Here is a 24,857-nt window from a genome sequence, read left to right as displayed (position 1 = left end):
TCCGTGCGGCAGTCCTTGATGATGCTAAACAGCGTAAGGAGCTGGTGGAAAGAATAGAGCTGGCCCTGCAGCAAGTCGAAGATCCGTGGAAGAAAGTGCTGAACGACGATAAGCTGCGCAATACGCTGTTCCAGGACGCAAGACCGGTCGGCAGCAAGTAATCGAGGGGGAGAACGATTCCCCCCTTGGCTGCCGGATTATAGAGAGCTTATTGCTTGGATAGGAATCGAACAAGAGAAGTGGAGGCTGCGCATTATGGAAACCGGAACTTATATCACGGTAGGGAATGAACATGAATTTCTGTCGCAACTCGGAAGGGTGGTCCAGATCGGTGACCGGGAGATTGCCGTCTTCCGAACCTCGGATCATCAATGGTTTGCTCTCGAGAATAAAAGCCCGCATCCCAAAGGAGGTCCGTTAGCCGAAGCCATCGTATCCGGGCATTACATTTACGATCCGTTATACGATTGGAAAATCGAGCTTTCGACAGGGCTTGTGCAGGCTCCGGATAAGGGCCAAGTTCGGATATATCCGGTTCGCGCCGTGGATGGAAAGGTTGAGGTAGGTGTATAAGGCCGTAATAAGCATCAACAGACGAAACCAAGAGGTGGTAACCCATGTTTAACAATGATGTGGAAGCCGTCGTCAATGCCGCGGTCGCGAAAAAAGAGCAGATGAACAACAACTTGCTGCGCTACATGGTATCGGCCATGCTGGCCGGTGCTTATGTCGGCATTGGGATCGTATTAATCTTTAAGCTGGGCGCGCCGCTGGCAGCCGCCGGTTCGCCTTTCCAGTCCCTCGTCATGGGAGCCGCATTCGGGATTGCGCTCACGTTGGTTGTGTTTGCCGGTTCAGAGCTGTTCACCGGAAATCATATGTTTTTTACGATAAGCACGTTATCCAAACGAACGACGATGGGGGACACGCTGAAGAACTGGGGCTTTGTGTTTATCGGCAATTTGGCGGGAGCGATCCTGCTCAGCTATCTGGTTTATGCTTCCGGCCTGTTCAAAGGGCTGCCGCCCGATCATCTCATCTTCACGGCAGCGGCCAAGAAAATGAACGATCCGTTCATGGAGCTGTTTTTTAGAGGCATATTATGTAACTGGCTTGTATGTCTGGCCCTGTGGATGGGAATTCGGGCCAAAGGAGAAACAACGAAACTGATTTTAATATGGTGGTGCCTGTTTGCCTTCATTGCGACAGGGTATGAGCATAGCGTAGCGAACATGTCGCTTCTGACGCTGGCGACGATATTGCCGGGACATCCCGAGACGGTATCCATCGGCGGCTGGATCAGCAACATGGTGCCGGTCACGCTGGGGAATATCATTGGCGGCGGGTTGTTTGTAGGCATGGCTTACTGGTTTATCTCTTCGGGAAAAGGGAACAAGCAAAAGTAGGCTATGATAGGCGGTGTTGCGTAGGAATTCCATCCTCCTAGTTCATTGTCGGATGAAGTCCAACCTGGTGAATAAACTTAAAGAAACCGTTCTTGGTTAATGGTCTGTCATTCGTCCATTTGCCAAGCAACGGTTTCTTTTTTTGTATACAAATAGGAGGGCAATAGCACAAATAAGCTGTCCTCCTCAGTCATTGAACTGAAAGGACAGCCGTGAGAATCTTGCCTTCCAAATCGTTTACCGATGTTCCACCAGGTCAATCGCACCAAGCACCATATGAGCCAGTCCGAAGCCTAGAATACCGGTTGCAGCGAATTTATACCTGCTGCAAAGCAGAGCGGCACCCGAAGCAGAAACCACGGTTCCAAGAACAGCAGGAATCAAACCTTCACGCATGCTGAGCACTCCCTTTGATTTGGTTTGGAAAGACAAGGTTTATTGTAAGCAGATGCCCGTATATTATGCACCAAAGGGGCTATAGGCGGATCAAATCCGGCAGATTTCGTTCGGACACAGCTCGCAGTGGCATATTTCCTGCAGCATCGGCAGATCTTTGATAACAATCATGCCGCCGGCATATTCGATGGCGTCCTTTTTGCGAAGGTCGCTCAGCATCCGGTTCACGCTTTCGCGGGTGGCCCCGATCATGTTCGAAAGATCGGTATGGGTAATCTTTTTGTTGATGAGAATGGTGCCATCCTCTTGATGCTGCCCGTAGGTATTGCCCAGACGAATCAGCGTCGACGTTAATGCGCCGGGCTTGCCGTACATCATGAGATCACGGAATTTGGTCTGCGTGATGCGGTGGTGTATACCCATCCACTTCATGAAATCAATCGCGAAGTCGCAATGCTGGCAGATCAACAGCTCCAGGTCCTTGTGCTCGATGACCCCGACTACGCTGTCCTCAAGCACCTCTGCCGAAAAACTGTGGTTGTTGCTGAAGAATGGATCGGCTTGCCCGACCATGTCTCCTGGATGGTACATATATAGAATAAGCTCTTTGCCTTCATCCGTCGATTTGGTTAATTTAATTCTTCCTTGTTTAACGAAGTACAGCTTGTCGGCGAAGTCGCCTTCCCAGAACAAATGCGATCCTTCAGGGAGTACCCTTTCCTTCATGGTAACCAGCAGACGGTTGCGGTTTTGTTCCGAGAAGCACTGCGTGTTCCCTAAGTTTTCGATTTCCATTACATGGTCTACAGTTTTCATGGTGGTATCCCCCAACATCCTAAAATTTGATCTGTTTAATCTTTAAATACATTATAACGTGAAAACATTCACTTGTGGGGCGGAACAAGAGGGAAATCATGGCGAATTTTCAAACATTGTGATCTCTTTCACTTGAAAGAGGGAAAAGAGCGGTATAAATCACACAGAAAAGATAAATTTTAATATTGTGAAATATTTCACATGATTTAAGAAGCGTCTGTGTTACGATCGAAGCGTAGACAGAAAGAACATGAACCATGGGAGGATGAGAGATATGGCTGTGAGCAAAGGAACAACGGTTGAAGTGAAGGGACAAACGGCAGCAGAGTACATTCAAGGTCTGATCGACAAGGCGAATCGGGCAAAAGAAAAGTTTATGAAACTCGATCAGGAGCAAGTCGACGGAATTGTGCAGGCCATGGCCATGGCCGGACTTGAGAAGCACATGCAGCTGGCGAAAATGGCGGTTGAAGAAACGGGCCGCGGCGTGTATGAAGACAAAATCATCAAAAACCTGTTTGCCACGGAGTATATCCACAACAGCATCAAGTACGACAAAACGGTAGGTATCATCGAAGACAATGCCTATGACAGCTTCCAAAAAATTGCGGAGCCGATCGGGATCATCATGGGGATCACACCGGTAACCAATCCGACCTCGACCACCATATTCAAGGCGCTGATCTCCATCAAAACAAGAAACCCGATCATCTTCGGTTTCCATCCATCCGCGCAGGCATGCAGCAGGGAAGCCGCGCTCATCCTGCGGGACGCCGCCGTGAAACAAGGCGCTCCGGCCGACTGCATCCAGTGGATCGAGGCTCCTTCCATGGATAAAACCAATACACTCATGAACCATCCTGACGTTGCCTGCATTCTGGCTACGGGCGGATCGGCGATGGTCAAAGCAGCATACAGCTGCGGCAAGCCAGCCCTCGGCGTAGGTCCCGGCAACGTGCCGTGCTTCATCGAGAAGAGCGCGGACCTCGATCAAGCGGTAAACGACTTGATTCTATCCAAGACGTTTGATAACGGCATGATCTGCGCATCCGAGCAAGCCGTCATTATCGAAGAGCCGATCTATCATACCGTGAAGAAAAAAATGATCGCCAGCGGCTGTTATTTCGTGAACAAGGAAGAGCAGGCGAAGCTGACCGCGCATGCCATGGTAGCGGATAAATGCGCCGTCAACCCTACCATCGTCGGACAGCCGGCAGCCAAGATTGCCGAGGCTTGCGGCTTTGAGGTGCCGGAAAGCACCAAGATCCTGGTCGCCGAGCTGGAGGGAGTCGGTCCCGCTTATCCGTTGTCCGCCGAGAAGCTGAGCCCGGTGTTGGCCTGCTATAAAGTGAAAGACGCGGAAGAGGGCATCACGCGCGCCGAAGAGATGGTTGCTTTTGGCGGCATGGGCCACTCGTCGGTCATCCACTCGCACAATGAGGACGTCATTCTGAAATTCTCGGATCGCATGAAGACCTGCCGCATCCTGGTCAACCAGCCTTCCTCGCAAGGCGGCATCGGGGATATCTACAACACGAACCTGCCGTCGCTGACGCTCGGCTGCGGTTCGTATGGCCGGAACTCCACGTCGTCGAACGTGACGGCCGTCAATCTCATCAACGTGAAAAGGGTGAACCGCAGAACCGTGAATATGCAGTGGTTTAAAGTACCGGACAAAATATACTTTGAAAAAGGCTCGACGCAGTATCTCGCCAAAATGCCTGACATCACCCGCGTCGCGATCGTAACCGACCCCATGATGGTGAAGCTGGGATATGTGGAGCGGGTAGAGCATTACCTGCGTCAGCGCAGACTGCCGGTAGCCATCGAGGTGTTCTCGGAAGTCGAGCCGGATCCTTCGACAACGACAGTAGAACGGGGTACGGAGATGCTGGAACGGTTCCAGCCGGACTGCATCATCGCCCTCGGCGGCGGATCGCCGATGGATGCCGCAAAAGCGATGTGGCTGTTCTATGAATATCCGGATACGGACTTCAACAACCTGAAGCAAAAATTCATGGATATCCGCAAACGGGTCTATAAATATCCGAAGCTGGGACGGAAGGCGAAATTCGTAGCCATTCCGACAACGTCGGGAACGGGCTCGGAAGTAACTTCGTTCGCCGTCATCACGGACAAAGTGCAGGGAAATACCAAATACCCGCTGGCAGACTATGAGCTGACGCCGGACGTGGCGATCATCGATCCGGAATTCGTGTACACCTTGCCTAAAACGGCGGTGGCCGATACCGGCATGGACGTCCTGACGCATGCGATTGAAGCCTACGTATCGGTGATGGCTAGCGATTACACGGATGGGCTTGCCATCAAAGCCATCCAGCTGGTGTTCCAATATCTTGAGCAATCGGCGCTGACCGGCAACAAACTCGCCCGCGAGAAAATGCATAATGCTTCGACGCTTGCAGGCATGGCCTTTGCGAACGCGTTCCTGGGCATCAACCACAGTCTGGCGCATAAATGGGGCGGACAGTACCATACGGCGCACGGACGGACCAATGCCATACTGATGCCGCACGTCATTCGCTACAATGCCAAGAAGCCGACGAAATTCGCGGCATGGCCGAAATACACCCACTTTGTGGCCGATGAAAGATATGCCGAGATCGCACGGATTCTTGGACTGCCGGCAAGAACGACGGAGGAGGGCGTAAACAGCCTGATCGCCGCCATCCGCGAGCTGAACAGCAAGCTCGGCATCGAGGAATCGTTCCAGCAGCTTGGCATCGATCCTCAGGACTTCGAGAGAAACGTCGAGCATTTGGCGGACCGGGCTTTCGAAGATCAGTGCACGACAAGCAATCCGAAGCTGCCGCTGGTGACAGAGCTAGCAGAAGTATATCGCAACGCTTTCTATGGACGTTTCTAAACAGGAAAGGGGCAGAAGGCTGATCCTAAATTCCATTATAAATGGTGGTAGAAGCCAGGGGAGCCCGGAATCAGAGTGATAAAAATCACGGATAACCACAACTTTGTGATTTTTATCACAGATGCTGCGGATCAACAGGACTACAATAAAGGTGTAGCAGAAAGCTGAATCTCAGATCTTTGATATAGAAGCTTGAAGGCACATGGCGGGGCAGAGATGCCATTGATCGTGAAAATAATCACATTTAAGATCTGAGATAGATCAATGTGTGGCTCCGCCAGTCCCTGCAAGCTGCAGCATAATCTAGGAGGGATTCAATATGTCGGTGATTGAAAAAGAAGTTGGCTGGAAAGGTTTTAAATCAGGTAAATGGACCAAGCGCATTGACGTTAACGATTTTATTGCAGAGAATATTACCCCTTATTATGGCTCTGATGATTTTTTGGCGGGACCTACGGACAACACCAAGGCACTGTGGGATATCGTATCGGATTTAACCAAGAAGGAACGGGATAACGGCGGGTTTTGGACGTGGATGTCCATACGCCTTCCACCATCACCTCACACCAGCCGGGCTACTTGGATAAAGATAAAGAACAGATCGTCGGCGTGCAGACCGATGAGCCGTTCAAACGCTCGATTCAGCCTTTCGGGGGCATCCGCATGATGATTGATGCGTGCAACGCATACGGCTTCGAAATGCCGCAGGCGGTAGTGGATATCTTCAACGGCATCCGCAAAACGCATAACCAGGGCGTATTTGATGCCTATACTCCGGAGATGAGAGCAGCGCGCAAGGCCGGGATTATTACGGGTCTTCCCGATGCATACGGCCGCGGCCGCATCATCGGCGACTACCGCAGAGTATCGTTATACGGGGTGGACGCGCTGATCCAGGACAAACTGAGAGAACTCGGCGAGCTTGAAGTGGACGCCATGGACGAGCCGGTGATCCGTCTGCGGGAAGAGCTGTCCGAACAAATGCGCGCCCTCAAGGAACTGAAAGAAATGGCCGGCATGCACGGCTTTGACATTTCCAAACCGGCGAATACGGCGAAGGAAGCATTCCAATGGCTGTATTTCGGTTATTTGGCCGCGATCAAGGAGCAAAACGGGGCTGCCATGTCGCTTGGCCGGGTATCTTCTTTCCTTGATATTTATATCCAGCGGGATCTGGCCGAAGGCGTACTGACGGAAGAGAAAGCCCAGGAGCTGGTGGACCATTTTGTCATGAAGCTGCGGATCGTGAAGTTCCTGCGTACGCCGGATTACAACGAGCTGTTCAGCGGCGATCCGACGTGGGTGACCGAATCCATCGGCGGCATGTCGTTGAACGGTGAAACGAGGGTAACGAAGAACAGCTTCCGTTTCCTGCACACCCTGTACAATCTGGGACCTGCGCCGGAACCGAACTTGACGGTACTGTGGTCGGAGAAGCTGCCGGAGGCCTTCAAAAAATACTGTTCGAAGGTATCGATCGAAACGAGCTCGATCCAATATGAGAATGACGATCTCATGCGTCCGATCTACGGGGACGATTACGGCATCGCCTGCTGCGTATCCGCCATGCGCATCGGGAAGCAAATGCAGTTCTTCGGAGCCAGAGCGAACCTGGCCAAAGCGCTGCTGTATGCAATCAACGGCGGGAAGGATGAGAAATCCGGCGCCCAGGTCGGACCGGAATATCCGGCGATCACCGCTGAGGTTCTGAGTTATGATGAGGTCATGAAGCGCTTCAAGCCGATGATGGAATGGCTCGCGAAGCTCTACATGAATACCCTCAACGTGATTCACTACATGCATGACAAATACAGCTACGAGCGGATTGAAATGGCGCTTCACGACCGCGATATCCTGCGGACGATGGCATGCGGCATAGCGGGCCTGTCCGTAGCAGCGGATTCGCTGAGCGCGATTAAATATGCGAAGGTGAAGCCGGTACGCAATGAGCAAGGGATTGCGGTGGATTTTGAAATCGAGGGCGATTTCCCATGCTACGGCAACAACGACGACCGCGTGGACGGCATCGCCGTTGAACTGGTCGAGGCCTTCATGAGCATGATCCGCAAGCACAAAGCCTACCGCGATGCCATGCCGACCCAGTCGGTGCTCACGATTACGTCGAACGTGGTATACGGCAAGAAGACAGGAACCACGCCGGATGGACGCAAAGCAGGCGAGCCGTTTGCACCGGGCGCAAACCCGATGCACGGACGCGATAAGAAGGGAGCCCTCGCTTCGCTGACTTCCGTGGCCAAGCTGCCTTATGAGGACAGTCTGGACGGCATCTCGAATACGTTCTCGATCGTGCCGAAAGCCCTGGGCAAAGAAAGCGACATTCGGGTAAACAATCTGGTTGCCATGCTGGACGGCTACTTTGGCAGCAAGGCCCACCATTTGAACGTGAACGTGTTTGACCGTGAGCAGCTGATCGATGCGATGGAGCATCCGGAGAATTATCCGCAGTTAACCATCCGGGTATCCGGCTATGCGGTCAACTTCGTCAAACTGACGCGCGAACAGCAGCTCGATGTCATTAACCGTACCTTCCACGGATCGATGTAAGGATGGAAGACAACCATAGCGGATACAGAAAGGATGACGCACCATGCTAAAAGGTCATGTACACTCCATAGAAACGTTCGGAACGGTGGACGGTCCGGGTATCCGCTTTGTGCTCTTCATGCAGGGCTGCCTCCTGAAGTGTCAATACTGCCACAACCCGGATACCTGGGGACTTCATGAAGGACATGAAATGACGGTGGATGACGTGCTGCGAGAGATTGAGCCTTATCTGAGCTACTACCGCTCATCGGGTGGAGGACTCACCGTTTCGGGCGGTGAGCCGACGCTGCAGTATCCTTTTGTCACGGAGCTGTTCAAGGAAGTGAAGCGCCGCTGGAATTTGCATACGACCCTGGACAGCAACGGGTATAACGAGCCGGATAAAATATCGGAATTGCTGGAGCATACCGACTTGGTCCTCCTTGATCTGAAGCATATCAACGACGAGAAGCACATCAAGCTGACAGGCAAGTCCAATGAAAGGACGCTGAAGACCGCCCGCTGGCTGTCCGACCATGGTCGGAACATGTGGATCCGGCACGTCTACGTGCCGGGCATCCATGACAGCGAGGACGATTTGGCGGCGCTCGGTCAATTCATCCGCACGCTGCGCGGCGTGGAAAAGTTCGAGATCCTGCCATACCATCAGATGGGCGTGTACAAATGGAAGGAGCTCGGCATGGCCTATCCGTTGGAGGGCGTACCTTCACCGTCCGAGGAAGAAGTCGCACGCGCCTACCGGTTGATTGGCGAAATTTCCGAGAAATAGCCGTCGGTTCTGAACTCCTTTTAGTTGTATGATATGGAACACAGTATGTTATTATTAATAACAATAACCTTTCCTCTTTATGGAAGGGTTATTGTTATTTGTAGAGGATATTATCCCTTGGATAGAAAAATATCGACCTATCGTAAAGTGGAATCGCTTTCTATAATGAAGATGTAAGGAAAGCGCCTATCAATATACAAACACTTCGGGAGGGTCAAAGACAATGAAGAAAAAGGGTCTGGCATTATTCATGTCGCTTTTGTTCGTCTCATCCACGCTTTTGTCTGCATGCGGCGGCGGTGACAAGGCGGCAGAAAAGCCGTCAGGCGGCTCGGAAGGAACGGTGAGCAATGAGCCGTTTGAAATCACCATTCGCCATACGCAAGTAGGCGAATCCAAGAAGTTCCGTCTCGCATTGCTGAACGATGTGGTCAGCAAAACCGAAGAAGCGGTGCCCGGGCTTAAAATCAAGCTGGACGCTGTAGACTCTGAAGTGAATCGTAAAGAGAAGCTGAGAGGCGAGATGGCTGCCGGCAAGCCGCCGGAAGTATTCGACGTATTCGGAAGCCCGGATGCAGGCGTATATTCCAAAGAAGGCTTGATGCTCGATTTGACCCCGATCTTGGATGAGCTCGGCATAAAGGACAAATTTACGACACTGGACCCGTTCACGCATGACGGCAAGATCTATGGATTGCCGATCGGCGGTTCCATCGAAGGTATTTTCTATAACAAGGATTACTTCGCCCAGAAAGGCCTCAACGTACCGAAAACGTTGGCGGAACTTGAGCAGATCGCCGAAGCCATCAAGGACGATGGCAAAATTCCGTTCGCGCAATCTTCCAAGGATGCATGGATTCCGCTCATGACCACGAATAACCTGTGGAGTTATTATGCAGGGGCGGAGGTAACTTACGGCTTCAAGACCGGGGAAACCAAATGGACCGATCCGAAAGTCGTGGAAGGCGTGAAGAAACATCAGGAATGGGTGGAGAAAGGGTACTTCAAAAAAGGCGAGCTCGGCTTTGAATACGCGGACATGAGAAATCAAATCATCACCGGGGAAGCCGTCATGATGATGGACGGATCATGGGCGAACTCCGTATTTAGAGATCCGGCCCAAGCGGGCGACATGGTCGGCAAGATCGGATATTTCAATTTGCCTCCGGTGAATGAAGGCGACCCTGTCATCGTCATGCAGGACGCAAACAACGGATACGGCTTCTCGGCGGCGGTAGCAGAGGATCCTCGCAAGCTTCAAGCGGTTAAAGAATTCATCAAAAATATGTGGACGGATGAAATGCAGCTGCGCGGGCTTAAGGAAGACGGAGTCCTGCCGGCGATGAAGATGGATCTGGAAACGATGAATTCCACGTCGGATGATCCGCTGATGCAGGATATTTTCAAAGGCGTCAGCGAAATCAACAAATCCTTCCCTGCCTTCGATGCGCTTGTTCAAGCCGACGTAAACACGGCGCTGAGCATGGGAATCCAGCAGGTGATCGGCGGCGAGCTCGATGCCGAGAAGATGCTGGAGAATGTTCAAGCAGCACAGGAAGCGGCTAATGCTTCAGAGGAATAACTAAAATTCCAGACGAAAGGGCACCACCCGCTAAGGGCATATGGGGGTGCCCTTTCGCCTAAACAACATCAGACATCAATACGGAGGTTACCATGAACAGAGCGCTGAGAAATCCTCTGATTTACATCGTTTTTGTGCTGCCGGCATTCTTGCTGTTTCTGGCTTTTTTCATATATCCCATCTTCACTGCGTTTGACAACAGCTTTACGAGCTGGAACGGCATCTCCAAAGACGTGAAGTACATCGGGCTCGATAACTATGTGACCGCCCTGAATGACGATGCCTTCTGGAAGGCGGTCCGAAACAATGTCTATTTCATACTTTTTTCCTGCTTGATCCAGGTTCCGATCATCGTGGTTTTCTCCCTGCTTATCGCCAACGTCAAGCGTTTGAAGGGGCTGTATAAAACAGCGGTTTTCGCACCTTCCATCATGTCGACGGCTGTTATAGGCATTTTATGGGGATTCATCTACAATCCGGACTTTGGCCTGATGAATGAAGTGTTGGGATTGGTTGGCATCGAGCCGATCTACTGGCTGTCGGATCGCAAATGGGCCATGATCGCCATCCTGATTACGAACGCTTGGCAATGGACCGGCTTTTACATTGTGATGGTGCTTGCCGCAATTCTGTCCATTCCCAAGGAGCTTGACGAGGCTGCGGCGATTGACGGAGCGACAGGCGTCCAAAGGGCTACCAAAATCACGCTTCCATTAATAATGCCAATTATCTCCGTTGTGATCATGCTTTCGATTGCGGGAGCCATGAAAGCCGCGGACATTATCCTGGTTATGACCAAGGGCGGGCCGGCCGGCTCCACCGACGTTATGGCAACATATATGATTCGATACGCGATCACGAGTTTCAAGCATGGCTTCGGCAATTCGATCGCCGTGTTGATTTTCCTCTTCACGATTATCGTAACGGTGCTCTACCAGGTGCTGATCGCCAGACGCAACGAAAGGATTGAATACTGATGAGGGCACTAAAGAAACTGATTCCGCACATTTTCCTGATGGCTTATTTGCTCGTCATCCTGTATCCGTTCCTGTTCGTCCTGTTCTCATCCGTGAAGGTGGATAACCAGTCCATTGCAACGAACCCGTTTGGATTGCCAAGCACGTTGGTGTTTGATAACTACGTAAACGCTTGGGTGAGCGCCAAGATCAGCACGTATTTCTGGAACAGCTTATACATCGGCGTCCTGTCGGCCTGTCTATCGATCCTGTTTGCGGCAATGCTGGCTTTTGCCGTGACGCGGATGAGATACAACCGGATCAGCGCGATCATCTTTCAATGTATTCTGATCGGGATTCTGATCCCGAATAACTCTCTCTTGCTGCCGATATACGGCATCATGAGGCAGCTGGATATTCTGAATACGCATATGGCCCTGATTCTGCCCTATGTTGCCAATGCCATCCCGTTTTCTGTGATTATTTTGGCCGCCTTCATGCGGTCGCTGCCCGGTGAAATCGAGGAAGCCGCGGTCATAGACGGATTGAGGTCCGGAGGCTTGTTTGCTAGAATTATCTTACCTCTGACCGTTCCGGCTATCGTTACCGTGTTTATCATCAATTTCCTGGGTAACTGGAACGAATTCTTGCTTGCTAACTACTTCCTATCGAATGATGAACTGAGAACGCTGCCTGTCGGAATGGTCGGTTTCAGGGACGCTTACAATATGAACTACGCCCAGATGTCGGCGGGGATCGTATTCAGCGTGCTGCCGGTCCTTATCATCTATGCCGTTCTGCAAGAGAAAATCATAGAAGGCGTCACCGCAGGAAGCGTCAAGGGGTAATACAAGGAGCAGGAGCATGCGTATGAATTTGCGGAACAAACTATTCACGGCCTTTTTGGGGCTCATTATTATTCCGTTATTTGTGCTGGGCCTATTTACATTCTTTATTACCTACAACTCGATTGAGGAAAAGTACAGCCAGCAAGCCGAATATTCGCTAAAAGCGATCAGCTACAGCATTTTGAACGTGTTCAAGGAGATGGAGTACGTTACGGATAACGGGATTGCCACCTCCGTCTTCGCAATGGCGCTGAATGCCAAGGATCCCGATGCGCAGAACCTGATTAAGGAATCCAATGCGGATCAGCTGAAATTGAACGACAGGCAGCGAAGCTTTCGCAATCTTCTCTATAATCACCCTGCCATCAGTTATGCTTTTCTATATCATTTCAACAAAGAATCAGCACCCATTCCGATATTCAGTAAAGAGGATTTCAGGACGCTGCCTTATGAGCAGTTTAAGAACAGTCCCTTATATGAAGAGGTTGTGAAGCTGAACGGGATTCCCAAATGGCTGGCTCCGCACGAATTTCCGGAATTGACGGGGGCGGATCCGGTGTTTACCCAGATCAGGCTGATTAAAGACGTCACGACGCTCCGCAAGCTGGGGATTCTCGTCGTCCAGATCAAGAGATGGGAGTTCGAAGAGATTTTCCGCAATCTGACGCTCCCTAACAACCTGCAGAACACCTCCTTCATGCTGGTCAACAATGAAGGCTTCATTCTGTTTGACCCGCAGAACGGCATGGATGGTCAAAATATCAGTCAATACATGAAGCGTGACGTTGAGTTTAAGCAAGGCTATCAAAGCTTTAAAGCCAAGTTTAACGGCAAAGAAAATATTGTTTCCATCTATCATCTGAACGATTATGGCTGGAACATCGTCTCGGTGACCGATTGGAACTCGCTGTCGCAAGAGGTAACTTCCTTTGCCAAGTGGTTTTTTGTCATCATGGGCATCTGTCTGGTTACCGCGATTGTGTTCAACCGCCTGTTCATGAACCGGATTACCGGCACGATTGCCGTCATCGTGCGGTTTATGCGCCGCGTGGAGGATGGGGATTTGAATGCCAGAGTGGAAGAGAAGGGTGAGGATGAGCTTCTGCTGCTGTCCAAAGGGTTCAACAATTTGATGAACCGGATCAACAATCTGTTCGCGCAGATCAAGAAGGAGCAAAGGCAGAAGACCGATGCGGAAATGCGTGTGCTGCAAGCACAGATCAAGCCGCACTTCCTGTTTAACACATTGGAATCGATCAATGTCCTTGCGGTCCAGAATGAAGGTCGCAAGGTCAGCGAGATGGTGTATCGGCTTGCCAGCATTTTGCGGATCAGCATACAGGACAAGGAAGAAATTACGCTGGATGAAGAAATCAAGCATCTTCAAAGTTATCTTGAAATCCAAAAGTTTCGGTTCGAGGATCTGTTCGAATACGAGATCGACGTGCCGAAAGAGCTTATGCACAGCCGCATCCTGAAGCTGACGCTGCAGCCCCTGGTGGAAAACAGCATCCAGCATGGCTTTGAGGGAATTTCCTATACGGGATGGATACGCATCTCTGCTTGGAAGGAGCTCGGCAATGTCGTAATCCGGGTGGAGGACAACGGACTCGGCATGACCTCTGAGCAGTTGTCCATGTTTGAGTATATGGTGTCCGAGGATGGCGTATCCGAACAGACGACGATGCAGAACCTGAAAGTAAACCAGGAACGGCGGGGACTTGGACTGCGAAGCGTGGCTGATCGGCTTAGAATTCAGTACGGTCCTTATTATGGGCTGTTCATATGCTCCAGCCGCCCCGGCGGCACCGTTATACAATGCGTCATACCCAATTATGACAGGGGGGAAGGGCATCATGCTGAAGGCATTATTGGTTGATGATGAGGCACCCATCCTGAACAATCTCAGCAAGGTTCTGCCTTGGGAAGAGATGGGCATGAAGGTGGTCGGACTTGCCCGCAGCGGGATGGAAGCGCTTGAAGTAGCGGATCAGTATAACCCGGATTTGATTCTGTGCGATATCCGGATGCCCGTCATGGACGGGCTGACCTTCATTACGAAGATCCGGGAGAAAGGAAGCCGGGCGGAAATCTTTTTGCTGACGGGTTATCAGGAATTTGAATATGCCCGTGAAGCGATCAAGCTGGGGGTTAAGGATTATATCAGCAAGCCGATTCATTACGGGGAGCTTGAGATGAAGATTCGGGAGATCGGGGAGGAAATCCGCAAGAAGAGGGCGAAAGAAAAGTATTATAGTACCGTTTCGCTGATCGACGAGGCTCCGAACCCCGAAGCCGTTAAGAAAACACCCGAGCAATTGGTATCGTCTGCCCTGGAGTACATCAACACCCACATGGGACAGGATTTGGGCATCGAGGAGCTTTCGGAGCATCTGGGCATCAGTTCCAGTTATTTCTGCTTGCTGTTCAAGAATCATGTCGGTCTTACCTTCGTGGAGTATTTGACGAGGCAGCGGATGGAGGCGGCCAAATTCCTGTTAGTGAACAGCGACAAGAACATTGCACAGATCGGTTCCTTTGTCGGTTATCATGAGCGGCGGTATTTTACCAAGGTATTTCAAAAGGCTACCGGCATGACGCCATCCGAATTCCGGGAAATGTCCGGAGAGCCGAGTCTCTGAGTCTTTGATGGGACGAAAGCAGGCAGATAATCATCAGGTCTTCTACTTCCGACTTGCGGGCGTCCTATAAATTGATAGAAAGTAGGTTTGGAATCAATGAAATGGACGGCAGCAGATTTAACGCTAGAGCAAAAGGTAGGACAAATGTTTATATGCGGCTTCAACGCATTGACGCCGAATGAGCATGCCAACATACTGATCGAACAATTTCAGGTGGGGGGCATCTGCTACTTCCGCCGGAACGTGAAGACGCTGCCTCAGCTTGCCGAGCTGTCGGCATCCCTGCAGCAGCTCGCTTCGGGAAGCCAACCGTTTCCGCTTCTGATCTCGATTGATCAGGAGGGCGGCATGGTCGCACGAATCGATCATGAAGGCATCAGCCGCATTCCGGGCAATATGGCGCTTGGAGCAGCGGGCAGCGCAGAGGATGCCTACAGGGTGGCGCAAATCGGGGCGCGCGAATTGCGTTCGCTCGGCGTGAACATGAATTTCGCGCCTTGCCTCGACGTCAACAACAATCCGCGCAACCCGGTTATCGGCGTGCGCTCCTTCGGCGAAGATCCCCATGCCGTTGCCGAGCTCGGGACTGTGGCGATTAAGGGTTATCAGGAAGAAGGAGTGTCCGCTACGGCCAAGCACTTCCCGGGACATGGCGACACCAGCGTCGACTCCCACCTGGGGCGGGCATCGGTACCGCATGATTTGGAACGGCTCCGCAGCGTTGAACTGCTCCCTTTCGCACAAGCGATCAAGGACGGCGTCGATGCCATCATGACGGCTCACGTTAGTTTCCCGGCGATTGAGCCGAGTGATCTGCCTGCAACGCTTTCCCATGCTGTATTAACGGGGCTGTTGAGGGAGGAAATGGGCTTCGAAGGTTTGATCGTGACGGATTGCCTCGAGATGCATGCGATCTCCAAGGAGTACGGCATTCCGGAAGGCGCGATACGCGCGATCGAAGCAGGGGCGGACTGCGTGCTGGTCAGCCATACGCTGTCGGAGCAGACGGCGGCGATTACGGCGGTCATCGAGGCTGTCCGCGGCGGGAGACTCCCGGTAGAGCTGATCGACAAAGCCGTTGATCGGATTTTGGCGCTCAAACAGCGTAATGCGAAAATCGCTGAAAAGCTTCCCGTCCACCCGATTGGCGAGGTTGCCACAGAGACCAAGCAGCTGCTTGCTCAAATCGCAGGCAGGGGAATCACGCTGGTAAAAGACGAAGGGCAGCTGCCTCTTAAGCCGGAGCAAGCGGTTGCCGTGATCTGGCCGGAGCTGCTTCAGGCGACCCAGGTCGACGAAGCATGGAGCAAGAGCTACACGCTTGGGGATGCCCTGAGAAGTTACGGCGTGCAGGCAGACGATCTGCGCGTCGGGACGGATATGTCCGACGAAGAGGTAGAGCAGGCCGTTAAAGCGGCGGAGGGATATAAGCAGATCGTGGTGGCTACGTACACCTCCGAGAGCCGTCTTCCCGAAGGTCAGCAGAAGCTTGTAAGCAGGCTGAGCGAGCTTGAGGATGTGACACTCGTTATCGTCGCAACCCGCAATCCGTACGATATCAATGATCTTCCGCCGGTTCCCGCGTATTTGTGCAGCTACGAGAATACGCCTTACTACATGAATGCCGCCGCGGGTGTATTGGTTGGCAAAGTTAGGCCCGAGGGTAAGCTTCCGGTAGGGATCAGCAAGACCTATCCTCTCGGCTGGACCGGCAATCAGGACTATGTCAATAATTAAATAATGGTTGCTCAAACCGGAGTCTTCCTGCCTAGGAATGCTCCGGTTTTCCTATTTTCCAGCCATTTCTGAGCAACTTTTCGGGAAAGTCGGCGTCTAATAGTATGTCCAATAGAGGCAGACAGACTATACTGAGAGTTTTAAAGGAGTAGAGAATGAATTTCAAACGAATCTCGATGATTACAGTCCTTGCCGCGGCCCAAGTATCCATGGCATTTCCCGTGGCAGCTGAATCACCGGATGTTACAGCTCCGGCGCTAAACGGGCAACCAGCGCTGCAGTCCCCGGTGGAAGGACAAGGCCAGGCAAACAGAGAACAACAGACGGACTTGCAGCAAGCGGAGGCAACGCCGGCAACGCCAACAGAAACACCTTCCGATTCAATCGAAGGCACGACCAGCGATCCGAATGCCACCCCTTCTGCACCCAATGAACAGCAGGAGGACTCGGCAAGCGATCCTTCCGATAATGAAGTATCTGAGAACGAAGAAGGAAGTCCGGCCGAAGGCAAGCCCGAAGTCGGCATTACCAATGCAGCCGCTAACGAACTGGTGCTGCTGATGAACAGCAATGTGATGTACCATAACGGCAAGCAGTACAAAGCGGGACAGCCGATGGCCGTGAAGCAAGGGGTATCCTATGTCGCCATTCGCGCCATGGTTGAGCGCGCAGGACTTAAGCTGTCTTACGATAATAAGACGAAGGAAACCATTATCCTTAAGGATGGCAATGAGCTGCGATTCACGACAGGAAGCAGCAATTATAAAGTCAACGGACAGGTGCGTCCGATGAAAGGCCCTGCCTACCAAAGCAACAACGTATTTATGGTTCCGCTGACCGCGATCACGCAAGCGCTTGATATTCCTTACACGGTGAACCAGCCGGAGAAGAAAGTGATTCTCGATCTGTCCGGAATGGGCAGCGGCAGCAATAGCGGCGAACAGCCGGGGGGCAGCAGCGGCGGCGGATCCGGCAGCGAGGTTCCGAACATACCGAACCTCGGTCCGAATGATCTGATCCTGATGATGAACAGCAACAAGATGTATCAGAACGGAAAAGCGTATACCGCCGGACAGCCCATGGCAGTCAAGAAAGGCGTATCCTATGTCGCGATTCGATCCCTCGTCGACCGTGTCGGCCTGAAGCTGACCTATGACGGGAAGACAAAGGAAACGATTATTATCCGAGGTAACGATGAGCTTCGCTTTAAGACGAACAGCAGCGTATACACCGTGAACGGCGTTCGCAAATCGATGAAGGGACCGGCTTACCAGTCCAACAATACGTTTATGGTGCCGCTGACCAGCATCACGCAGGCGCTGGACATCACCTACCGGGTCGACCAGCCGAACAAGCGGATCATCCTGAGCCTAAGCTCCAAGCCGGTGGCATCCTTTACGGTGCAGCCTGGTGAAATCTTTGCCGGACAAACCAAGGTAACGTACAAGACGAATGCCTATTCGCCGACAGGCCTGGCTATCGTAGACGAGCATTGGGAAGGCCGGGAAGATGTGTTTGACGAGCCTGGCGTGCATACGGTTTCCTATTCGGTACAGGACGCCAGCGGGGAGTGGAGCGATCCGTATATTTTGAGCATTCATGTATCCGCACCGAATACGCCGCCTGTGGCCATGTTCGATACGGATAAACAGGAATACAAGATAGGCGAGAAAATTACGTACATTAACATGAGTTATGACAGCGATCCCGGCGACGAAATTACGTTTAAGTGGGAAAACAACGACCAGGCTTTCTTTACGGCAGGGCCGCATAAAGTGCTGTTGATCGTGACCGATAAGCATGGGGCGACCAGCTCATACGAGAAAATCATCAACGTAACAAGCGAAGTGTTGTATACGCGCGATCAATTCAATCAATTATTTACGGGCATCGGCGACAAATACACGTTTGACGGATCGGCCGTGCCGACATGGAATCTGATGCCGATTACGAGAAGCTCCGAGCCGTACCTGTTGATTCGCAGCAACTCTCCGGAAACCGTCTATCAGGAAGGTATCGTATATCGCGAGATCGGCAATGCCAGCACGCGCTTCATGATTCACCACTTGAATGCTACCGGGAAGAACATGAAGATGTATGTCGTAGCGACCAACATCAACACGATGACGGCGCGTCTGACCACCGAGTATACCGGTTTGGGCGGTCCGATCAACATTCCGACCGCTACGGGGAAAGCGGCTGTGCAGCGCTATCTCGAGTCCATGCAGTCAGCGGATGCATTCAAGACGATTTCGCTCGCCCCTGGCGAAAGCCGGATCATCCTGCAAGATTTGAGCGCGCAAACCATGAAGAATCAGCAGGTGCTGTCCATGTTTGCCGATCTGTATTCGGATTCGCCGATTCGATACGATGTCATCATGATCGATGAAGCCAAGGATCCGATCCAGAAGCTGCCATACCTGAAGCTCCACCCGGCCGATGGCATTCATAACCGGGGAACCTATCCGGACTCGACCCGAATCATTGAATCCTATGATTTGGTAGGCAACACGCCTACGCGTCTTGCGCTTGGTGATAAGACAAACGATCCGAACCTGGAAGGGTATGACGGCATTAACGGTTCATATCAATCCAACGCCGGTAACTTCGGCGTTCTGTACAAAATCAAGCTGCACCGCGTAGCACCCAATACGCTGATCACGCTGAATCCGCGCGGAGGCAAATACATGGGCGCGATGATGGTGAACGGAAACATTATTCAGACGCCGAACACAAGCGGTGGCGCGGTATCTGCGCCGAATGAAGCCGCCGTTCTCTATCGTACGGGGAATTACGAGCAGACGGTGGAAATCCTGTTTACGGCAGCACCGGGAAGCAGCCTTCCGATCAACATTCTGCTCCAGCCGCTGCCGCAAGTGAAGAACTAATCCTATATATTCATAAACAACAAGCGGACAGCCCATCAGCCGAAACACGGCCCGGGCTGTCCTTTTTGTTGGTTTATGCCGTGGGGAAAGGGCAGGTTTATGCCGTCCGTTAGCCATTCAAGCTCCTGCCTGCTTGGCAGGCGGTTGCCTGTTCACAACCGCTTTCATTGACGCTGTCATTTTTTTCAGGCATTATAAGGAGAGAGTATCTTCAAGTAGAGGAGGTTATTGCGTATGCTTACGACGGAACAGATCATCGACGCCATGTCGGAACACGGGCTGCGCATTACCGATCAGCGCAAGACGCTTGCCAAATTGTTTGGGGAACATCCTGGATATTTAACGGCAAAGGATGTATACGAATATATGGGCCGGAAGTACAGCGGTTTGAGCTTTGATACGGTATACCGAAATCTTCGGGTATTGTACGAGCTTGGCGTATTGGAGCAAGTCGTGTTCGAAGAAGGCGTCAAGTTCAGGGGTCGCTGCAGCGAAGAACACCATCATCATCACATGATCTGCCTGCAGTGCCAGAAGACCTATCCGATTACCTTCTGCCCGATGCAGCTGACCGATGCACCGGACGATTTCCAGGTGGTCCAGCATAAATTCGAAGTGTTCGGATACTGCCGGGACTGCGGCAAGGACAATAACGATAAGGAAACCTCGCAGGCCGGTGGAGGAAATCGGGACAGCCGGGCATGAGCACGGCGCGCAGGGTAGTGAAGGTGCCGATACACTTCTATCGGAAATTCATTTCTCCTCTGAAACCGGCGACTTGCCGCTTCTATCCAACCTGTTCGGCATATGCGCTGGAAGCGATTGAGGTGCATGGTGCGCTGAAGGGCTCCTGGCTGGCTGCTAAGCGGATCGCGAGATGTCATCCGTTTCATCCTGGGGGCATCGATTTGGTGCCGCCGCGCAAGGATAAGGTGTCGTCTTCATTGACAGAGGAATAGCGATTTTTTTGGGGTATCATAATGGATGATAACCGAAAGCATGCCGCCCGCAGCAAGGGGGATGCCTTGGATCGATGCACACCTTGACACGCTGCGGCTCGTTTGATTAAAATGTAAGAAATTATAGGTATATCCGAGGAAGAGATAAGTACGAAAAGCTTGCCTTGAACAGAGAGCCGGAGGAGCTGGAAACCGGTCTTGGCGAATTTCGGAAAATGGTCTTGGAGGATCCGCTTTTGAGCGCTGCAGCCAGTGGCTGCCGTAAAGAAGCGGCGTGAGCCAGCGTTAATGGACGCCGCATGACGGCAGATGAGCCTGTTGCCCGCAAGGGTACGGGGAATTTGGGTGGTAACACGTGAGAATAACTCTCGTCCCATAGGGGCGGGGGTTTTTTGCTGTTTACTGCTGGTTTTCCTAAGGAATCGCTTGATGCGACCATCAATTTCACGGTAAAGGAAGGTTACAATGGCAGACAAAAAGACGTTTTATATTACGACGCCGATCTATTATCCGAGCGACAAGCTGCATATCGGACATGCTTACACAACGGTGGCCGGCGACGCCATGGCCCGCTACAAACGGCTTCGCGGTTACGATGTCCGTTATTTGACGGGGACCGATGAGCATGGGCAGAAGATCGAACGCAAAGCGGCAGAGGCCGGAAAAACCCCGCAGCAGTTCGTTGACGACATCGTGGCAGGCATCAAGGATCTGTGGAAAAAGCTGGATATATCGAACGAAGACTTCATTCGTACCACGGAGAAGCGCCACACCACGGTGGTGCAGGAAGTATTCGAACGTCTGCTGAAGCAGGACGACATCTACAAGGGCGAATACGAAGGCTGGTATTGTACGCCTTGCGAGTCGTTCTTCCTGGAACGTCAGCTGGTCAACGGCAATTGTCCGGACTGCGGACGGCCGGTGGAGCTCGTGAAGGAGGAGAGCTACTTCTTCCGCATGAGCAAGTATGTAGACCGCCTGCTTCAGTATTACGAGGAGAATCCGGATTTCATACAGCCGGTATCCCGCAAGAACGAGATGATCAACAACTTCATTAAACCGGGTCTTGAGGATCTGGCTGTGTCCCGTACAACCTATGAGTGGGGGGTTAAGGTCAAGAGCGATCCGAAACACGTCATCTACGTGTGGATTGATGCACTCCTGAACTACATCACGGCACTCGGTTACGGTACGGAGGACACCAGCCTGTATGACAAATACTGGCCGGCGGACGTTCACCTGATGAGCAAGGAAATCGTACGTTTCCATACGATCTATTGGCCGATCATTTTAATGGCGCTCGATGTGCCGCTTCCGAAAAAAGTGTTTGCCCACGGTTGGCTGCTCATGAAGGACGGCAAAATGTCCAAATCCAAAGGGAATGTGGTCGATCCGGTCACGATGATCGACCGGTATGGTCTCGACGCGCTTCGTTATTACTTGCTGCGCGAAGTTCCGTTCGGGGCGGACGGCACGTTTACGCCGGAAAGCTTCGTGGAGCGGGTGAACTCCGACCTGGCCAATGATTTGGGCAACCTGCTGAACCGCACCGTGGCCATGGTCGATAAATACTTCGACGGGGAGGTTCCGGCTTTTTCGGCAGGCGTAACGCCTTTTGATGCCGCGATCGAGGAAGCCGCCAAGTCCGTTTATGACAAAGTCGAAACCGCCATGGAGAATATGGAGTTCTCGGTTGCTCTGACCGCGATCAGCCAGTTTGTCAGCCGCAGCAACAAATACATCGATGAGACCCAGCCGTGGACGCTGGCCAAAGACGAGAGCAAACGGCATGAGCTTGCTTCCGTCATGAGCCATTTGGTCGAGACGCTGCGGATTGCATCGATCCTGCTGCAGCCGTTCCTGACCCGGACGCCGAAGAAAATGTGGGAACAGCTCGGCTTGGCGGAAGGGGAATTGACAACTTGGGAAAGCGGACGCCAGCTCGGAGCGATACCGGCTGGAACGAAGCTTCAAAAGGGCGAGCCGATCTTCCCTCGCCTGGATGCGGAACTGGAAGTGGCCTACATCGCTGAGGCGATGACTGGCGGCAAGAAGGCGGCCGAGGCAGAGCCTTCGACTTCGGCAGCAGCTCCGTCTACCGACAGCGGAGCAGAGCCTGTGGAGCTCACAGAGGAAATCGGCATCGAGGATTTCGCCAAGGTCGAGCTGCGCGTAGCGCAGGTCATCGCGGCCGAGCCGGTCAAGAAAGCGGACAAGCTGCTGAAGCTGCAGCTGGATCTCGGGTTTGAGCAGCGGCAGGTGGTGTCCGGCATTGCGAAGTTTTATACGCCGGAGGAATTGGTGGGACGCAAAGTGATTTGCGTGACAAACCTGAAACCGGTGAAGCTTAGAGGCGAAATGTCGCAAGGCATGATTTTGGCCGCTTCCTACGGGGATCAGCTCACGCTGGCAACCGTGCCGGAGGGCATGCCAAACGGCGCCATCGTGAAATAAATGATGCTCACGTTGAATTAAGTTGGATCAGACGGTGTACCCTGTTAAGGGTACGCCGTTATTTTTTTCCTCTAATACGGAGGACATGAGTTCTATATGAAAAACTAATAGTAACTTTTACGATTTGGTTGACAATCACGTCGAACTGCTCTTATAATCTTTTTAGTAAAGTTTACGATTAGTTGAGCGGAGCGAATGTGGGGGAGATGAACATGAACAAGAGAAAGAGCAAGAACAAACTGAACGGTTGGACCTGGAGCGTTACTTCGATGTTGCTGGCGGTGCTCATCCTGTCGGGCTGCGGAAGCAAATCCGGCGGAAGCATTGTTGAAGGCAAGGTTAACGTCATTACGACCTTCTATCCAATATATGAATTTACGAAGGAAATCGGCGGAGACGAAGTCAATGTCGTGAATCTTCTGCCAACGGGCGTGGAACCTCATGATTGGACGCCGCGCAGCCAGGATATCGTCAATACCTCCAAGGCCCAGCTGTTTCTCTATAATGGTGCAGGGCTGGAAGGCTGGGCGCCGGGATTCTTAAAGGGTCTCGATAAAGATACGCAAGTGAAACCAGTCATCGTTTCCCAAGGGATCCAACTGATCGATGCCGTGGGGGATGATGGCCACGGGCATGGTGAAGCAGCCCATGAAGAGGAACACGACCACAGTCATGAAGAAGGCGCTGAAGCGCACGACCACAGCCATGAGGAAGGCACCGAAGAAGATCATGCAGGCCATGATCACGAGAAAGAGGCGGCTGAGACAAACACGGACACCCATCATACGGATCCTCATACTTGGGTAAGCCCGAAATCCGCACTGGTCATGGCTGAGAATATCAAGAACAGCCTGGTCGAGGTCGATCCGGAACATAAGGACGGCTATGAACAGCGCTATGAAGCGTTAAAAGAGAAGCTGGTCAAACTGGATAACGACTTTACGAGCGAGCTGTCCAAACTGCCGAAAAAAGATATCGTCGTATCCCACCAGGCGTTCGGCTATCTATGCCGGGACTACGGTTTAACGCAGCATGCGATTATGGGGCTGTCGCCAGACGCCGAGCCGAGAGCGCAGGATATCGTGAACCTGACCAAGACGGTGAAAGAGAAGGAAGTGAAATATATTTTCTTCGAAGAACTCGTATCGGATAAACTGGCCAAAACGCTGGCGAACGAAGCGGGCGTGGAAACCTTGGTGCTGAATCCGGTGGAGGGGCTGACCAAGGAGCAGGCAAGCAGCGGCGAGAATTATTTCACGCTGATGGAGAAAAATTTGCAAAATCTAACGAAGGCTTTACAATAAGGAAGAAGGGGGATCATATCCCCCTCTTCTTTCGTGTTATGAACGTATATGGACTCATATATTTAATATAGAGAGACTACAAAGAGAAAGGCGGCCTGTTTATGGAGCCGGCAGCGCAGGATTGCCACCAACCTATCGTACAAATCAAGGACGTATCCTTTCATTACCGGGATCAACAGGTGATCAAGGATCTTAATTTCACCATAAAAGAGCGGGATTTCGTTGGCATTGTCGGGTCTAACGGCGCGGGAAAAACCACCCTGCTCCGCATGATCGTCGGCTTGCTTCCTGCCGCGGAAGGGACGATTGAACTGTTCGGCCAGCCGATCCGTAAATTCCAGGACTGGGAGCGAATGGGCTATGTCCCGCAAAAAAATGCGTTCAACCCCCTGTTCCCTGCCACCGTGCGCGAAGTCGTCATATCCGGTCTATATAATCGAAAAAAAATGTTTCGCCGTTTGAGCCGCATGGACCATCAGAAATGCGAGGACGCGCTGGAAGTGATGCGCATTCAGGATATTGCCGATAAACGGATCGGCGCCCTGTCCGGAGGCCAGCAGCAGCGCGTATTCCTTGCTCGCGCGCTGATCAATCGTCCGGATCTGCTTATACTGGACGAGCCGACAATCGGCATTGATGCGGAGACCC

18 protein-coding genes, 1 pseudogene and 1 other annotated feature are annotated in these 24,857 nt (G+C 52.2%); of the genes and pseudogenes, 17 read left to right on the top strand and 2 right to left on the bottom strand.

The features are described 5' to 3' along the window. Nucleotides 1-255 precede the first annotated feature (255 nt). Both nirD and HMPREF9412_RS26995 read left to right on the top strand, forming a co-directional pair. On the top strand, nucleotides 256-573 hold the full coding sequence (nirD, locus tag HMPREF9412_RS27000) for a nitrite reductase small subunit NirD (protein ID WP_009595012.1): 318 nt from the start codon (nucleotides 256-258) through the stop codon (nucleotides 571-573). A gap of 44 nt (nucleotides 574-617) precedes the next feature. Next, entirely contained in the window at nucleotides 618-1,406 is a 789-nt protein-coding gene (locus tag HMPREF9412_RS26995) for a formate/nitrite transporter family protein (RefSeq protein ID WP_009595013.1), read from the top strand. A 237-nt stretch (nucleotides 1,407-1,643) separates the two neighbouring features. Here HMPREF9412_RS26995 and HMPREF9412_RS26990 read toward each other — a convergent pair whose 3' ends face one another. Both HMPREF9412_RS26990 and HMPREF9412_RS26985 read right to left on the bottom strand, forming a co-directional pair. Continuing rightward, complete coding sequence (locus HMPREF9412_RS26990; protein ID WP_009595014.1) at nucleotides 1,644-1,802, bottom strand: hypothetical protein; 159 nt, start codon at nucleotides 1,800-1,802, stop codon at nucleotides 1,644-1,646. Between the two features lie 90 nt (nucleotides 1,803-1,892). Next, nucleotides 1,893-2,618 carry a Crp/Fnr family transcriptional regulator gene (locus HMPREF9412_RS26985; RefSeq protein WP_009595016.1) on the bottom strand — a complete coding sequence of 242 codons (726 nt, stop codon included), beginning with the start codon at nucleotides 2,616-2,618 and terminating at the stop codon, nucleotides 1,893-1,895. Nucleotides 2,619-2,892: 274 nt separating this feature from the next. Between HMPREF9412_RS26985 and adhE the strand changes: the two genes are divergently transcribed. The 15 genes and pseudogenes from adhE to HMPREF9412_RS26910 all read left to right on the top strand — a co-directional run. Beyond that, the gene (adhE, locus tag HMPREF9412_RS26980) at nucleotides 2,893-5,505 is read left to right on the top strand and encodes a bifunctional acetaldehyde-CoA/alcohol dehydrogenase (protein WP_009595009.1); all 2,613 of its coding nucleotides are present in this window, start codon (nucleotides 2,893-2,895) and stop codon (nucleotides 5,503-5,505) included. A gap of 319 nt (nucleotides 5,506-5,824) precedes the next feature. Continuing rightward, a pseudogene (gene pflB, locus HMPREF9412_RS26975) lies at nucleotides 5,825-8,070 on the top strand (formate C-acetyltransferase). Between the two features lie 43 nt (nucleotides 8,071-8,113). After that, complete coding sequence (gene pflA / locus HMPREF9412_RS26970; protein WP_009595005.1) at nucleotides 8,114-8,839, top strand: pyruvate formate-lyase-activating protein; 726 nt, start codon at nucleotides 8,114-8,116, stop codon at nucleotides 8,837-8,839. A 223-nt stretch (nucleotides 8,840-9,062) separates the two neighbouring features. Beyond that, nucleotides 9,063-10,421, top strand: coding sequence for an ABC transporter substrate-binding protein (locus HMPREF9412_RS26965; protein ID WP_009595010.1), 1,359 nt, complete (start codon nucleotides 9,063-9,065; stop codon nucleotides 10,419-10,421). Between the two features lie 92 nt (nucleotides 10,422-10,513). Next, nucleotides 10,514-11,398 (top strand): carbohydrate ABC transporter permease, encoded by an 885-nt coding sequence (locus tag HMPREF9412_RS26960; protein ID WP_009595015.1) that lies wholly within the window; start codon nucleotides 10,514-10,516, stop codon nucleotides 11,396-11,398. After that, complete coding sequence (locus HMPREF9412_RS26955; RefSeq protein WP_009595019.1) at nucleotides 11,398-12,225, top strand: carbohydrate ABC transporter permease; 828 nt, start codon at nucleotides 11,398-11,400, stop codon at nucleotides 12,223-12,225. Before HMPREF9412_RS26960 ends, HMPREF9412_RS26955 begins: the two co-directional genes overlap by 1 nt. A 22-nt stretch (nucleotides 12,226-12,247) precedes the next feature. Next, a complete protein-coding gene (locus HMPREF9412_RS26950; RefSeq protein ID WP_009595018.1) occupies nucleotides 12,248-14,104 on the top strand; it encodes a cache domain-containing sensor histidine kinase in 1,857 nt (618 codons plus the stop codon). After that, nucleotides 14,082-14,867: a response regulator transcription factor gene (locus HMPREF9412_RS26945; protein ID WP_009595006.1), complete on the top strand. Its 786-nt coding sequence runs from the start codon at nucleotides 14,082-14,084 to the stop codon at nucleotides 14,865-14,867. Before HMPREF9412_RS26950 ends, HMPREF9412_RS26945 begins: the two co-directional genes overlap by 23 nt. Nucleotides 14,868-14,963: 96 nt before the next feature. Next, nucleotides 14,964-16,604: a glycoside hydrolase family 3 protein gene (locus HMPREF9412_RS26940; protein WP_009595002.1), complete on the top strand. Its 1,641-nt coding sequence runs from the start codon at nucleotides 14,964-14,966 to the stop codon at nucleotides 16,602-16,604. 155 nt (nucleotides 16,605-16,759) lie between these two features. Next, a complete protein-coding gene (locus HMPREF9412_RS26935; protein ID WP_009595008.1) occupies nucleotides 16,760-19,492 on the top strand; it encodes a copper amine oxidase N-terminal domain-containing protein in 2,733 nt (910 codons plus the stop codon). Nucleotides 19,493-19,726: 234 nt separating this feature from the next. After that, nucleotides 19,727-20,197 carry a Fur family transcriptional regulator gene (locus HMPREF9412_RS26930; RefSeq protein WP_009595022.1) on the top strand — a complete coding sequence of 157 codons (471 nt, stop codon included), beginning with the start codon at nucleotides 19,727-19,729 and terminating at the stop codon, nucleotides 20,195-20,197. Next, nucleotides 20,194-20,451, top strand: coding sequence for a membrane protein insertion efficiency factor YidD (gene yidD, locus HMPREF9412_RS26925; protein WP_009595020.1), 258 nt, complete (start codon nucleotides 20,194-20,196; stop codon nucleotides 20,449-20,451). Before HMPREF9412_RS26930 ends, yidD begins: the two co-directional genes overlap by 4 nt. Nucleotides 20,452-20,578: 127 nt before the next feature. Continuing rightward, nucleotides 20,579-20,830 (top strand) — a binding site (T-box leader). Between the two features lie 86 nt (nucleotides 20,831-20,916). Continuing rightward, nucleotides 20,917-22,905, top strand: a complete 1,989-nt coding sequence (gene metG / locus HMPREF9412_RS26920) for a methionine--tRNA ligase (protein WP_009595011.1) — start codon at nucleotides 20,917-20,919, stop codon at nucleotides 22,903-22,905. 212 nt (nucleotides 22,906-23,117) lie between these two features. Beyond that, on the top strand, nucleotides 23,118-24,209 hold the full coding sequence (locus HMPREF9412_RS26915; RefSeq protein ID WP_036673738.1) for a metal ABC transporter solute-binding protein, Zn/Mn family: 1,092 nt from the start codon (nucleotides 23,118-23,120) through the stop codon (nucleotides 24,207-24,209). Nucleotides 24,210-24,310: 101 nt separating this feature from the next. Then, on the top strand, nucleotides 24,311-24,857 hold a 547-nt coding region (locus HMPREF9412_RS26910; RefSeq protein WP_009595017.1), incomplete at its 3' end, for a metal ABC transporter ATP-binding protein.

Source organism: Paenibacillus sp. HGF5, from assembly GCF_000204455.1.
Taxonomy (GTDB): Bacteria; Bacillota; Bacilli; order Paenibacillales; family Paenibacillaceae; genus Paenibacillus_AQ; species Paenibacillus_AQ lautus_A.
The sequence above is the reverse complement of the archived record's forward strand: the minus strand, read 5'-3'. Positions and strand labels throughout refer to the sequence as shown.